Source organism: Gulosibacter sediminis (assembly GCF_030011715.1).
GTDB lineage: Bacteria > Actinomycetota > Actinomycetes > Actinomycetales > Microbacteriaceae > Gulosibacter > Gulosibacter sediminis.
This window is the reverse complement of sequence record NZ_JASCYH010000011.1, coordinates 39,278-51,519: the sequence shown is the minus strand read 5'-3', so window position 1 is coordinate 51,519 and position 12,242 is coordinate 39,278. Positions and strand designations below refer to the sequence as shown.

Below are 12,242 nucleotides of genomic sequence, written 5' to 3'. Positions count from 1 at the left end.
CGCGCATCAGCCGTTCAGGCGAGCGAAGGTGTCGTGCAGCGGCCAAAACATCTGGCTCGGTATCGGCGCGTCCACCGCGGCTCCTTCGAGGAATGTGAGGTGAGTCATCCACCCGCTGAAATACGAGCGCACGAGCTCGTCGAGACCGGTGTGGTTCAGGTCGAGAACCGTGTCCGAGCTGCGGGGCGTGAGTGTCCATGCGACCAGCGTCCGGTGCTCATCCGGGAAGGTCCACGAGTAGGTCAACGCACGGGGCGCGTCATACAACTCGACGGCTGAGCGGCACTGGTAGCCGTCGCCGTGGTCGATGGCGAAGGTCTCGCCTTCTGCAACCGAACCGTCGGCAATATCTCCGAGCCACAGGCGCAGGTGCGGCGGGTTCGTGAGACAAGTCCAGACCGCGTCGGCCGATGCGCCGAGCGACCAGGACAGGCGCAGCGCCGTATTGGTGGCTTCGGAGCGCAAGAGCGGCATGGGCCTAGGGTACAAAGGGGCGTGACCGCGAACTAGGTCTCGCAACGTCATCGTCGCGCGGCATGCGCGTGCCGGAGAGCTTCGAGATTGATGCGTCAGAGGGTGATGCCATGAGCGGGGGCCAGCAAAAGGCAAGGCAGCTGATCCCACTTGATTGGGGTCAGTATTTGTTGCTGGACGGCATCATCTATAGGTCCGCTGGGGCTTCGCCGAGCGACAAGACTTCCGAAATTCTCATTCCGGTCGATCCGAATGCCCACCAAATGTCGCGTGCCGTGCCAATTACTTCGAGAAAAATGCAACCGTGGAAATGGGTTAATCCATCCGCCCTGTTTTTCGGGCAGCATGCCGAGATGCTGTTGGCGATGACGGCACGGTGTGGGTCGGATTCGAACGACACCAACCTTGCGCTTGTCCGATGCGTCAGAAGCAAATGAACTTGACGCTGGCGTGTCAGCATCGATCGTGCAAGGCGACTGGAAGTGGCCGATCCACGGTATGCCGGTCCCGCCCAACGAGAGCGCGAGCGCCTGGTACCTCCGGACCGGAGAAATGCGGCAGGAAGGTGTTGCGCTCGGAATATTTGATCTTTGCGCGCGAGATCGACGCGATCGCGCCGACTTGTACCGTCGGCAGTCAAAACTCCGCGTAGATCGGGGTTCGTCAGAAGAGGCCGAGGTCAACGGGAAATAGGTACCTCGGCCGCGGACGCGACCCCGATCAAGACAACACCAATCACGATGAGACCGATTCCGACGAGCATCCGTCGGCTCAAGTGGTCATTCCAAATGACGCGCGCCGCGACGACGACGAGCACGATGCCGATCGCCGTCCAGAGGCCGTAGGCCACGCCAACGTGCATCCCCGAACTCAGCGTGAGCCCGAGAAACGTGAATGCGGCTAAGTAGCAGAGTGCGATCGGTGCGAGCCACCGTTTTTTGCGGAATCCTGATGCTCGGTCGTCGCCCGGAGCGAGAGCGTTGCGGTGACCTCGGCGACGATCGCACCACTCAACAGCAGCCACCGGTTCAAGCAGTGTTCCTCTCGTCGAGCATTGCCGCGGCGTGCCCGGCGCTACCCATGATCGCGCATGCGAGAACCCCGCTCGGCCGCGGGCAGGAGTCGCGGTACGAGCCGAACGAGCACGACCATCGCCACGAGCTCGACGAGCGTCTGTGTGACAACAACGAGCGGCGCCAGACTCAACGTCGCCGGAAGCGCGAGCGCGAGCGGCAACACCACGAGTGAATTTCGCGTTGCGGCGCTGAACACCACGGCGCGCCGTCCCGAGGTCTCGAGTCTGGCGATGCGACCTACGAGCATCCCGATCGGCACCATGACGACGACGAAGGCCACGAACACGGGCACCACAACGACGAGCGAACCAAGGCGCGCACCGACACCACCGATTTGAGACGCCACGACCACGGCCAGAGTGGCGACCATGAGCGGCACCATGGCCCACTTGCCTGCGGCTTCGAGCATCCGTCCCGCCCGCCATCGAGCGGCGGCGGCCTGCGTCAGAGCTGCAGCCAACAGCGGTAGCGCGATGATGAATACGAATGCCTCGATGAACGGCGTCAGCTCGATGGGTCCCACGACACCGGGCCCGACGAAGATCCAGAGAAAGGCCGGAAGCAGGAGCAACTGCCCGAGCATGAGGATCGGTGCGGCCGACAGAAGCCGTTGCGCGTCACCGCCCGCGAGCCGTGCAAACACGATCACGTAATCGACGCAAGGCGTCAGCAACACCACGAGCACGCCGACGAGCAACGCCGGTTCGTGCGCGACGAACCGCGAAAGCGGCCAGACCACGAGCGGCACCAGCACAAAATTCAGCACCAGCACCGTCGAGAGGAACCGCCAGTCGCGAAGCCCCCTGCCAACCTTGCGCATCGGGATTCCAAGGAAGGTGACGAACAGTAACAGCGCGAGGATGGGCTGAACCACTACCTCGGCGCGGCCCGCCACAGTCGGCCAGAGTAAGCCACAGGCTACCCCTGCGCCGATCCCTGCGACGTAGAGCACGATCTGATGCCGCTCCATCCACCTCACGCCCGCGCTCATGTGAGTCCAATCTGGCACATCTGGTTCACCCATGCACTGCGCTCGTCGTGACGGTCATGATGTTGGTGATCTCGTCGTGAAAGCATGCCCGCAGCTTCGTCGCACCGGCGGCGCCCAGGCCGCGTCGGCGGAGCGGAGCGAAACTCGGGAATCGGACACTTTGAGTCGAAGCGTGAAACTGAGAAGCACCTTGCTTCGCTCGGCCTGCACGCCATAGTTATTCGCCCGGTGTGTTTCATGGAGAACCTCATCGGTATGGGGGCGAAGCGTCGAGATCCCAGGTGACGAAGTGACCGGCTCGCAGATCGCAGCGGCGACGAACAGGCGCGGGCCAGGCACGATGAGCTCGTGCTTGTCGAGGGATGGGGCTTCGTCACCAATCCGCTCGCGGCGGTCGCGCAGGTCTGAAAGTGCACCGCTCTGGTCGCTCGGCCGGACTCTCCCGGCAACGCTTCGCGAACGACTGCTCGCGGACAACGGTGCCGAGGCCGAGGCCGAGGCCGAGGATGAGGACGACAACGGCGACGGCAGTGGCGACGCTCTCGTCCTGCTGCCGGGCGACGACGTGATCTACATCTGGTCGCACGAAGGCAAGCTCCTCGAGCCCACGACGCCCATCCTGTAGCTCGGTCAGTCGACGCGGCGAATCTGCTGCGGCCAGCCGCAGGCCTCGGCCAGCCTGCCGCCCCAATCGGCGGCCGCAGCGTCGTCCGCGACTTCGATGAGCGTCAAGCCACCGAGGTGCTGCTCCGACTCGGCGAAGAGTCCGTTTGTAATCTTTGCCCCGGCGCCGGTCGGTTCGGCGGTGACCGCCGTATCCACGCGGTCATCGACGCCTGCGGCAAATATGAGCACCCCGGCCTTCCGCATCTCCTCGACGGCAGCGGTGGCGAGCGGGCCGCGTTCGGCAAACCACTCGAGGCTATGCTCGCCGACCCACTGCTGGTTGAAGTAAATGATGTACTGCGGCATCGCGTGTGCCCTTCCAACGTCGGCGTTCAGGGACGCCAGTCCACGGCGCCAGGACGCGGCGTGGTTGTTCGGCGACACTACGCCACAGACCCGGAGGTGCCTTGCGCACCCGCAGATCTGCTGCGCGGTCAACGGGTTTGGGAGCCGTCCGCGCGGGGCCGCTGCTGAGCGTGGGGAGTGACCTCGACGCCGGCAGCGCGCGAGCCGAGGCCAGCGATAGCGTAATCTTACGGGCGTCAAGCACCACCGTGAAGGTGCAATTCCGCGTCTGACCAGGTAACGCTTCCCCCTTACCCCGAGTACTCGGAGGCCTACACCTATGAGCAGGGAGCGCCGTTGGTGTGCCCGGTGTGCGGGCACGAGTGGACCCCGACGCCGTGGGTCAGTTTCGGCCGGATGCAGCTGAAGTCGTCGGTGGTGACGAAGGCTCAGTCGACGCCTTCGTCGTTGACGTCCGAGCCGTGTTCCCGGGCGACGTCCGCGGCGAGTACGGCCGGCCACTCCTGCACATCCGCGGGGGTCGAGGCGATCTGCAGCGTCGCGTTGGGCATGAGCGATACGAGCGCCTCGGCGGTTGAGACCGGATGCGCCGGGTCGTCGATCCACGCGAGCACCGTCGTCGGCTGGGTCAGCGACGCGAGCTGTTCGGGCGAAGGAAGATCGCTCAGCGCGGCCCCGCGATACACCGACGGCAGCAACTGCTCGCTCACGTGCGGCACGCTGTCGGGGTGCCCGACCGAGGCGGGTGGCTGCTCCATCGAGCGGTGCGCGGCGATGAGCCGCGCGGCGCCGTGCTGTTCGATGAACTTTGCCGCGCGTTCGTACTCGTCGGCACGCTCGGCCCGGGTCTCCCAGGCGGTCGGTGGCAGCAGCAGCGTGAAGCCGCTGAAGCGATCGGGCTCGCGTACCGCGGCGTGCAGCAGCGTACCGGTGCCCATCGACGGGCCGACCCCGTGCACTTGTTCGCCGGGGAACCAGTAGTCGAGCAGGCGCAGCAGGTCGTCCGCGAGCGTGGTCCAGCGGTAGTCGTCGGGCACCGGGCGGCCGGTCGAATGCCCGTGGCCACGCGCGTCGTAGCGGAGCAGCTGGGTGCCAGAAAGCCCACGGCCCAGGTCGAGGTCGAGCACCCGGTCGCGCGAACGGCTAGACGTGAGGCCGTGCAACTGCACCACCGGCTGGCCGTCTTCATCGCTAAATGCCCAGGCTAGTCGTGCCCCGTCAACCTCAAACTTGTGCATTTCGCCGCCGTCCTACCCGCGCTGTGTTGCGCATATAGTAGCGCCATGCGTCTCACGCACGTGTCCTACCTCAACCTGCCATTCGGACCGTTGCACAGCTACGAACTCCCGGTGGCGGCGCTGGGGCGCGCCCTCCCCGCATCCTTCGACCAGGCGCGGCATGCCGGGCTCGGCGACCGCTCCGGCTCTTGGATGGGTATTACGTTTCGGCTGACCGCGCAGGTCGATCGCGATGACCTCGCCGAAGCGTGGCAAGCGGTGGTCGCGACACACGGCACGCTGCACACCGCGTTCGTCAATGACGGTGCCGGCACTCCAACGCTGCACGAGGTGTCCTTTGGTCCCGGCAACTGGGTCGAACACGAGGTCGCGCCAGGACAGACCATGAACGCGGCCCTCCAAGATGTGCTGGATGCGCACTGCCGCCCGCTGTCGGGGCCGTCGCACCGCCTCTGCGTGATTGAGACGGCCGACGGACCAACGTTCGTCATCGCGTCTGACCACACGCACGTCGACATGTGGTCGATGCTCGTCATCGTCCGCGACCTATTCGACGCGCTCGCCGACGTGCGTGCCGGCCAGCGACCGACGCGCAAAGTCGCCCCGGCCTTCGCCGAGCACACGCAAGCACTTCGCGACCGCCCGGCCGCACCCGCCGAGATTCATGAGCGCTGGCGCGAACTCATCGCCGCCGGCAACGGCGGCATGCCTGCCTTCCCGTTGCCGCTCGGCGAACCGACGCCGCAGCCCGAACGCGTGGTGGTGCGCGACGTGCTCGACCATGACGGACTCGCCGCGTTTTCCGACGCGGCTCGGCAACGCGGTGGCTCGGCGCTCGCACTGACCATCTCGGCGATGACGAGCACGACGCGGGCGCTCGCCGGTGTGCCGCTGCGCACGCTGTTCCCGGTGCACAGCAGATACGAGGATCGCTGGCATGACTCGGTCGGCTGGTTCATCACTAACTCGATCCTCGAGTCAGACGATGCCGACCCAGCTGTCTGCTCGGCCGCGATCAAGGAGTCGCTGCGCCTCGGCTCGCATCCGCTTGACGAGATCATGGCGCCCTGGGGTGGGATGCCCGAGGTGCCCGGCATGTTCGCGGTGTCGTGGCTCGACATGCGCCGCCTGCCGGTGTCACTCGATCCGCAAGCACTCGACGCGCAATACATCGGCGCCGGCATTCGCACCGACGGCGTGATGATCTGGTTCATCACCGACCACGCCGGCATTCACCTGCGATGCCGATTCCCTGACACACCCGAGGCCCGAAAGAACGTCGGTGCCTGGCTTGACGACCTCGTCGCGCGGATGCGCAGCGCGGCTACAGTGGCCGTCTCGGCCTAGCAAGCTGGGAGCGCGTTACCGCGCCAACGTGGGATCACCCGACGCAGCACCACACCTGAGCGAGGGAGCGACATGGGCGACGTCAACGCAAACGACGTCGTGGCGTTTCTCGTCGAGGTGGTCGCGTTCGTCAGCCTCGGGATTTGGGGATGGCAGCTCGGTTCCGGTGGACCGCTCCTGCACCAATGGGTCGGCCTCGTCGCCGTCCTGGTAGTTGCCGTCGCCCTGTGGGCACTCTTCGTCTCACCGCAGTCGGTGTTCGACGTGCCCGTGCTCGAGATTGTGCTGAGGATAGTGATTCTCGGCGCCGGGGCGGTGGCCCTCGGCATCATCACCAACCTCGGCTGGGGCATCGCCTTCGGCGTCGTCGCCGCAGTGAACACAGCACTCGTCGACTTCGGACCGTTCGCGCGGTGACGACATGACCGGTCGGAAGCACCCGACCGGCTTGGCATCGCTGGGTCGCCCCGACAACGAATGCGCCGGAGCGGCCCGGACCGCAAGTCGGGCTAGGCCTCGGGGACCGCCTCGCTCATGGCCGAGATCTGGAAGGTCGCGCCGGTAGGGTCGGCGATCGTGGCGATGCGCCCGAAGGGAGAATCGGTCGGCCCGTCAAGCACCTTGCCGCCGAGTTCCTGCACGCGGGCGATGGCCGCGTCGCTCGCCTCGACACCAAAGTAGATGCGCCAGCCCGCGGCCTCGGCGGGCATGAAGCCGGCAGCGTCGCAGAGACCCCAGGTTGCGCTGTCGGGCGTGCCGTTCGTCGCGTAGCGGAAGCTGTCACCCTCCATCGGCTCGCCCATCGGCACGAGGTTGGCGCCGAACACCTTCGTGTAGAACTCGCTCGAGCGATCGAACTCGAGGCTCATGTCTTCGAACCACACGGGGGATCCCGGGTTGCCGGTGAACTCGTAGCCGTCGATCGTCCCGGCGCTCCAAAGCCCGATCGCGGCCCCGGTCGGATCGAGGACCACGGCGAAGCGGCCGGAGTCACCGGCATCACCGGGCTCGACCACGACGGTGGCGCCGTGCTCGAGCGCCGTCGCGACCCGGGCATCCACATCGTCAACCGCGAGGTAGACGCCCCACGACGAGGGGAGTGGGTCGCCCGCCGGGCAGGTCATGCCGGCGACGTCCATCGCCCCACCAACAAGTGCGTCGCCGCTATAGACCATGTTGTAGTGGCCAAATGCCTCGCCGGCGTCGTCGAAACGCCAACCGAATAGGCCGGTGTAGAACTCCTTGGCGGCGGCCAAGTCGGTCGAGTTGAGGTCGAGCCAGGTCGAGGTGCCGAGTTCGCGAGCCATGATTCCTCCTAGTGGTTGTAGCGCGGCCCTAGTGCCGCGCTCTGATGCCTACTGTATGAATGTGACCCGGGCGAGGTTTGTCCTAATTTGCGGTCTTGGGAGTTTCGAGCGCATCACACACGAATGTGCCGGCACAGCGCCGGCAGTGCTGACAGCAGCGGCACGTGTGCGTGCGTTGCGCCTGCGAATCGCAACGTCACGTCGCACGGCCCGGCGATTGGGCCCGGATGCACCGCGACCATCGGCCGTGCGGGGACAAGTTGCTCGGGTGCGTTGCTGTGCGCCGCGACGGCGAACCCGAGCAGGTACGGTGCGCCCGGCGCCAGCGGTAGCGAGACCTCCGGGACTCCGGCGGCGAGCATCCCCGCTTTCGGCAGGCCGATCGGCGCAGGCTGCGGGTACCAGCCGACCCAGATGCTGGCGTCGCCACGCTGGCTGAAGTCCGGAGGAAGCTCGAGCCGCACGCGGGCCGAAGCCGGAGTATTCGGCACGAGCGCGAACGGCTGTGGCGGGCGGTCGGCAACCTCGTCGGCGAGCCGGCGCAGTCGCGCGGGAGCCACGCCGACCGACTCCTTGAACCGGCGACTGAAGCTCGACAGCGAGTCGAAGCCGACCGCCGCCGCGACGTCGATCACGGGGTCGCGATCGGCGAGCAGCAGCCGCTTCGCCGCGTCGATGCGCAGGGCAGAGAGGTATTGCCCGGGGCCAATTCCGGTGCGGGCGAGAAAGAGCCGTGAGAAGTGAAACGGGCTGTAACCGGCATGGTCGGCAAGGTCGCGGGCAGTGAGCAAGCCACGCCGCTCAATCGCGAACTCGACTGCCGCATCCACCGCGGCCAGGTGTGCGGCAGCTGCTTCGGTGGTCACGCCGCGAGTGTAGGGCATGCCTGTGGGAACCCTCGGTGACCGCGCGCGATCGCCGCCCGGCACGGCTGCACGCCACAGCGCAGTGTCGCCAACTACCGCGAGATTCTCTTGCTCACGTATCTGCGCGGGCCAAGCGGCATCATCGTCATGCTCGCCGAACAACTCACCCAGTAGGGCGGCGGGTAGCTACTCCTCGGTCATGCGCAGCAGCATGGGCAGCGCGCGCGGCAGATCTTCGGCCAACACGGCGGGATCATAGCAGCTCGCGTTCGCGAGGCCCTCGGCGGCATAGCGCACGAGCAAGATGCGCTCGGGGTCAAGCCCATCGTTCGCGAGAAATTCCCGCCAGTAGAGGTTGTCTTCTTCCTCCAGAGCGTCGACGCCCTGGACATCGCCGAGGTGCATGCTGATGTCGGCGAAGTTCCCGAACTCCACCCGCAGCGTCGACTCCGGATCGCACAGGGCTCGCACGTACGCCCGGAGCGTCTTACCGGGGCGGTTCTCGGCGAGATCGACGTAGTCGCGCACACCCTGGCGGATGTTGACGAGGTACTCCTCGAGTACGGCGAGGAGGAGCTCATTCTTGCTCGCGAAGTGGTGCAACAGGCCGCTCTTCGAGATGCCAGCGGTGGTCGCGACATGCTGCAGCGACATGGCCATGCCTCGCACCTTGAGCTCGTCTCGCGCTGCGGTCAAGATCTCTCGCCGCGTACGCTCGGAGTTGCGTGTTGTTTCGCTCGTCACCGCTGCGTCACCACTTCAATCGTGCCGGTCTGCTCGTCGACCTCGAACTTGCGAGGGATCGTGCGCCAGGCACTGATGCCGGCGACCACGAGAATACCCGCCGCGACCAGTGCCGTGAACTGCATGCCACCGGTGAACGCATGTTGCAGCTGCTCGACGAGGCCGGCGTTCGTGTCGCCGAGCGCCTCGAGTCCGCCCGCGAGCGACTCGGTGACCGCGTGCTGCGTGTCGCCCGGCAATTCGCCGAGGTCGGGCAGCCGCTGGCGGTAGCCAATGGTCATGATCGAGCCGAGGATCGCGATGCCGAGGGCAACGCCGAGCTCGTAGGCGGTCTCGGAGATCGCCGAGGCGGCGCCGGCGCGAGCTCGGGGGACTGAGCCGACCACCGCATCCGTTGAGACGGTCGCGGCGAGCCCGATGCCGAAGCCGGCGATGACGAGCGCTGCGATGAGCACGACGAAGCCCTCGAGTCCCTCGGCGACGACGATACCCGCGAGGCCGAGGCCGGCGCCGAGCAGGCCGATGCCGATGCTGCCACCCATGCCGAGGCGACCCACGAACATGCCGACGAACACGACGACGATCATCGAGGCAACCATCGCCGGGAGCTCGACGAGCCCCGCCTGCAGCGGCTCCAGGCCGCGCACGAGCTGGAGGTATTGCGAGAAGAAGAACAGCAGCCCGCTGAGCGCGAAGATCGACAGGCCATTCGCGACGACCGCGCCGCGGAACGCGGGCACCTTGAAGAGCTCGAGGTCGAATAGCGGCGTTGCGAGGTGCCGCTGCCGGTGGATGAACCACCAGCCGCTCGTGAGCCCGACGACGAGCATCGCAATGGCGATCACGCCAAAGTCGCCGCTGAAGAGCCCCTTGACCGCGTAGATGATGGGCACGAGCGTCGTGATCGAGAGCACCGACGAGAGCACGTCGATCGAGTTCGCGGTCGGGTTCTTCGACTCGGGCAGCAGCCAGGCGCCGGCGATGACGAGCACGATCATGACGGGGATGTTGATGAGGAACACCGAGCCCCACCAGAAGTGCTCGAGCAGGAAGCCGCCGACGAGGGGGCCAAGGGCAGCGCCGCCGGCCGCACCGGCCGACCAGATGGCGATCGCGCGGGTGCGCTGCTTCGGCACGCGGAACATGTGCCGAATGATCGACAGTGTCGACGGCATGAGGGTCGCGCCGCTGAGGCCGAGCACCGCGCGGGCGGCAATGAGCACCTCGGCGGTCGGCGCGAACGCTGCAACCGCCGACGCGACGCCGAAGCCAAGCGCGCCGAGCAGCAGGAGTTTCTTGCGTCCGATGCGGTCGGCGACGTTCCCCATCGTGATGAGCAAGCCCGCGAGGGCGAACGAGTAGATGTCGCCGATCCAGAGCAGCTGGGTCGCGGTGGGATGCAGTGATTCGCTGAGCGACGGAACGGCCAGCGAGAGCACGGTGCCGTCGATTGCGAGCAGCGTCACGGCGAGCACGAGCACCGCGAGCGCGGCCCATTCGCGGGCGCCAGCACGGTGCTTGGGAGCTGACAATTCGAACATGCAGTCAATTCTACAGATCAAATGGTCGGTACGGAAGAGTGTATGGTCGGGCCACGTCGAAATCGGGGCGGTTCGACCGTGCAATTCCGTGCCGAGAAGGATGCGCTACCGGGTGTCGAAGGCACCGGGCTCGCACGGTTCGATGCCGCATCTCGGGTCGATACCGTAGGGCTCGGCGCGGACTTCGGCGACCAGTTCGACGTCCGAGTTAGTGACTCGGGCTGACTCACCGTGAGCGATGACTTCAGCGACATCCCGACTGCATGGGCGATTCCATATTGCAACTGGACCAGTGGTAGCTTCACTCCGGGCAGCATGGTCGTGCAGAACCGCAATCTGAGGTTTGCAGCGGTGCCTCAGCCCACGCTGCTTGCCGATCCTGAGGCGGCCTTGACTGAGGCATTCACGCACTGCGGCTCGCCGCGACGTATACATGCACCCTCATGAGTACAGTTGATGAACTATGACAAGACGCGGCCCTCGGGGCGATATTGATCAGCGGGTGATCCTCGACGCAGCGATGCGCGTTCTGAAACGCGAAGGCAGCATCAGCGCGGTGTCGTTGCGCATGGTTGCACGCGAGCTCGGGGTGGCGCCGAACGCCATCTATACCTATTTTCAGTCGATGAATGCGGTGTGGCACGAGGCAAAAGAGCGCCAACTCGGCCTCGTGCTGCCCGACGCGACGCCCGACACTGCATGCGGGCGCTGTGGTCTGCGCGGCCTGCTTGAAGGCATTGCAAAGACGCACTCGGGCGAGTTACTCGACCTCTTTCAACACCAGTCTCGGCTCGGCCAGGAGTCGTTCGAGTTCGCTGAAATGCTCCTGTCGTACGCGCAGACAGCCGGGGTGGCGCCCCGGTACGCGCGCAACATCATCCTGATCTGGCTCTCGGGGCGCGCGTCGCTCGGGCGCCAGCGCCACCTCGAGAACGAGCGGCGCGAGCAGATGCGCCTCGAGCTCGGGGGAGGCTACCCGCTCGAGGCCGAGGCGAACTCGATTGCCGCCGATGACGACTTCGAGACCGAAATTACGATCCTGCTCAACGGCCTCGAGCTCTATTGCACCTGCGGCAACGACCCTGCCGGGAAGCTGCCTGCGGCCGCGAACTAGGAGACGGGAACCGCGAGCCCCGTGATGAGGTCGTCGGGGTTCATGTCGGGCGTGGGCTCGGTGTCGTAGGCCTCCCAGAACGGCAGACCGGCGGTGAGCCCCTGCTGCTCGACCCACTGCATGAAGGCGCCCCACGAGTCGCCGAGCGAGTGGTAGCCGCCACGGTGCTTCGCGATGGCGATGCGACCGGCCGGCAGTTCTGACGGAACGACCTCGTAGTCGCGGAACGTCACGGGTTCGTGCAGCGGCGCGGTGACCGGGAACCCAACCTCGAACGAGGCGGTCTCGGTCGGCACGTACTCGTGTCGAGAGAAGGCCGGTCCGACCGGCACAAACACGCCGGCCGCGATCGCCTCGCCGAGCGCGGTGAACGCCGGGTCCATGAACTGCGGCATCTCAGCCACCGGGTAGTCGGTGACCCGCACCACCACGGTGGGCGTGCCGGGAAAGTCGATGATGTCTTGCGAGTCGAGCTGTGACATGTGCTTCCTTCGTTCGCCACGACGTCGGGTCGGGCGCCCGAACGCTTGGTGCTCGCGAGGCTACGCAGTCACCTTGAGAGAAACGCGACC

Annotated in this window: 15 protein-coding genes and 1 pseudogene; 6 read left to right on the top strand and 10 right to left on the bottom strand. The window is 66.2% G+C overall.

Annotated features, from left to right (window positions below):
* Positions 1-6: 6 nt before the first annotated feature.
* Positions 7-474, bottom strand: coding sequence for an SRPBCC family protein (locus QM019_RS05600; RefSeq protein WP_282852207.1), 468 nt, complete (start codon positions 472-474; stop codon positions 7-9).
* Between the two features lie 62 nt (positions 475-536).
* Between QM019_RS05600 and QM019_RS05595 the strand changes: the two genes are divergently transcribed.
* Positions 537-911 carry a hypothetical protein gene (locus QM019_RS05595; RefSeq protein WP_282852206.1) on the top strand — a complete coding sequence of 125 codons (375 nt, stop codon included), beginning with the start codon at positions 537-539 and terminating at the stop codon, positions 909-911.
* Between the two features lie 242 nt (positions 912-1,153).
* Here QM019_RS05595 and QM019_RS05590 read toward each other — a convergent pair whose 3' ends face one another.
* Together QM019_RS05590 and QM019_RS05585 are read right to left on the bottom strand one after the other, a co-directional pair.
* Positions 1,154-1,498, bottom strand: a complete 345-nt coding sequence (locus QM019_RS05590) for a DMT family transporter (protein ID WP_282852205.1) — start codon at positions 1,496-1,498, stop codon at positions 1,154-1,156.
* Between the two features lie 50 nt (positions 1,499-1,548).
* Positions 1,549-2,541, bottom strand: a complete 993-nt coding sequence (locus tag QM019_RS05585; protein WP_282852204.1) for a bile acid:sodium symporter — start codon at positions 2,539-2,541, stop codon at positions 1,549-1,551.
* Positions 2,542-2,893: 352 nt separating this feature from the next.
* On the opposite strand from QM019_RS05585, the gene QM019_RS05580 reads away from it, so the two are divergent.
* The gene (locus QM019_RS05580) at positions 2,894-3,166 is read left to right on the top strand and encodes a hypothetical protein (RefSeq protein ID WP_282852203.1); all 273 of its coding nucleotides are present in this window, start codon (positions 2,894-2,896) and stop codon (positions 3,164-3,166) included.
* A gap of 5 nt (positions 3,167-3,171) precedes the next feature.
* Here QM019_RS05580 and QM019_RS05575 read toward each other — a convergent pair whose 3' ends face one another.
* Together QM019_RS05575 and QM019_RS05565 are read right to left on the bottom strand one after the other, a co-directional pair.
* A complete protein-coding gene (locus QM019_RS05575) occupies positions 3,172-3,513 on the bottom strand; it encodes a YciI family protein (RefSeq protein WP_282852202.1) in 342 nt (113 codons plus the stop codon).
* A gap of 428 nt (positions 3,514-3,941) precedes the next feature.
* Positions 3,942-4,751, bottom strand: a complete 810-nt coding sequence (locus tag QM019_RS05565; RefSeq protein ID WP_282852201.1) for an alpha/beta fold hydrolase — start codon at positions 4,749-4,751, stop codon at positions 3,942-3,944.
* Positions 4,752-4,796: 45 nt separating this feature from the next.
* Here QM019_RS05565 and QM019_RS05560 point away from each other — a divergent pair, with 45 nt between their 5' ends.
* Positions 4,797-6,098 carry a condensation domain-containing protein gene (locus QM019_RS05560; RefSeq protein WP_282827738.1) on the top strand — a complete coding sequence of 434 codons (1,302 nt, stop codon included), beginning with the start codon at positions 4,797-4,799 and terminating at the stop codon, positions 6,096-6,098.
* 72 nt (positions 6,099-6,170) lie between these two features.
* Positions 6,171-6,515, top strand: coding sequence for a YrdB family protein (locus tag QM019_RS05555; protein WP_282852200.1), 345 nt, complete (start codon positions 6,171-6,173; stop codon positions 6,513-6,515).
* A gap of 92 nt (positions 6,516-6,607) precedes the next feature.
* Here QM019_RS05555 and QM019_RS05550 read toward each other — a convergent pair whose 3' ends face one another.
* Together QM019_RS05550 and QM019_RS05545 are read right to left on the bottom strand one after the other, a co-directional pair.
* Positions 6,608-7,405, bottom strand: coding sequence for a VOC family protein (locus QM019_RS05550; protein WP_282852199.1), 798 nt, complete (start codon positions 7,403-7,405; stop codon positions 6,608-6,610).
* A 113-nt stretch (positions 7,406-7,518) separates the two neighbouring features.
* A complete protein-coding gene (locus QM019_RS05545; protein WP_282852198.1) occupies positions 7,519-8,271 on the bottom strand; it encodes a helix-turn-helix transcriptional regulator in 753 nt (250 codons plus the stop codon).
* Positions 8,272-8,319: 48 nt separating this feature from the next.
* Between QM019_RS05545 and QM019_RS05540 the strand changes: the two are divergent.
* Positions 8,320-8,445: pseudogene (locus QM019_RS05540) on the top strand (VOC family protein); the annotation flags it as partial.
* A gap of 12 nt (positions 8,446-8,457) precedes the next feature.
* On the opposite strand, the gene QM019_RS05535 reads toward QM019_RS05540, so the two are convergent.
* Together QM019_RS05535 and QM019_RS05530 are read right to left on the bottom strand one after the other, a co-directional pair.
* Positions 8,458-8,967, bottom strand: a complete 510-nt coding sequence (locus tag QM019_RS05535) for a TetR/AcrR family transcriptional regulator (RefSeq protein WP_268898533.1) — start codon at positions 8,965-8,967, stop codon at positions 8,458-8,460.
* Positions 8,968-9,011: 44 nt separating this feature from the next.
* Entirely contained in the window at positions 9,012-10,556 is a 1,545-nt protein-coding gene (locus tag QM019_RS05530) for an MFS transporter (RefSeq protein ID WP_282852196.1), read from the bottom strand.
* 463 nt (positions 10,557-11,019) lie between these two features.
* On the opposite strand from QM019_RS05530, the gene QM019_RS05525 reads away from it, so the two are divergent.
* The gene (locus tag QM019_RS05525; protein ID WP_282852195.1) at positions 11,020-11,670 is read left to right on the top strand and encodes a TetR/AcrR family transcriptional regulator; all 651 of its coding nucleotides are present in this window, start codon (positions 11,020-11,022) and stop codon (positions 11,668-11,670) included.
* Here QM019_RS05525 and QM019_RS05520 read toward each other — a convergent pair.
* A complete protein-coding gene (locus QM019_RS05520) occupies positions 11,667-12,152 on the bottom strand; it encodes a GyrI-like domain-containing protein (RefSeq protein ID WP_282852194.1) in 486 nt (161 codons plus the stop codon). The two genes, QM019_RS05525 and QM019_RS05520, sit on opposite strands and share 4 nt — an antisense overlap.
* Positions 12,153-12,242 lie beyond the last annotated feature (90 nt).

What these genes read in the sequence shown, in the direction of transcription:
- QM019_RS05560 (WP_282827738.1), top strand. Translation starts at nt 4,797, where the DNA reads ATGCGTCTCACGCACGTGTCCTACCTCAACCTGCCATTCGGACCGTTG.
- QM019_RS05550 (WP_282852199.1), bottom strand. Translation starts at nt 7,405, where the DNA reads ATGGCTCGCGAACTCGGCACCTCGACCTGGCTCGACCTCAACTCGACC.
- QM019_RS05520 (WP_282852194.1), bottom strand. Translation starts at nt 12,152, where the DNA reads ATGTCACAGCTCGACTCGCAAGACATCATCGACTTTCCCGGCACGCCC.
- QM019_RS05595 (WP_282852206.1), top strand. Translation starts at nt 537, where the DNA reads ATGCGCGTGCCGGAGAGCTTCGAGATTGATGCGTCAGAGGGTGATGCC.
- QM019_RS05600 (WP_282852207.1), bottom strand. Translation starts at nt 474, where the DNA reads ATGCCGCTCTTGCGCTCCGAAGCCACCAATACGGCGCTGCGCCTGTCC.
- QM019_RS05575 (WP_282852202.1), bottom strand. Translation starts at nt 3,513, where the DNA reads ATGCCGCAGTACATCATTTACTTCAACCAGCAGTGGGTCGGCGAGCAT.
- QM019_RS05585 (WP_282852204.1), bottom strand. Translation starts at nt 2,541, where the DNA reads ATGAGCGCGGGCGTGAGGTGGATGGAGCGGCATCAGATCGTGCTCTAC.
- QM019_RS05565 (WP_282852201.1), bottom strand. Translation starts at nt 4,751, where the DNA reads ATGCACAAGTTTGAGGTTGACGGGGCACGACTAGCCTGGGCATTTAGC.
- QM019_RS05555 (WP_282852200.1), top strand. Translation starts at nt 6,171, where the DNA reads ATGGGCGACGTCAACGCAAACGACGTCGTGGCGTTTCTCGTCGAGGTG.
- QM019_RS05525 (WP_282852195.1), top strand. Translation starts at nt 11,020, where the DNA reads ATGACAAGACGCGGCCCTCGGGGCGATATTGATCAGCGGGTGATCCTC.
- QM019_RS05530 (WP_282852196.1), bottom strand. Translation starts at nt 10,556, where the DNA reads ATGTTCGAATTGTCAGCTCCCAAGCACCGTGCTGGCGCCCGCGAATGG.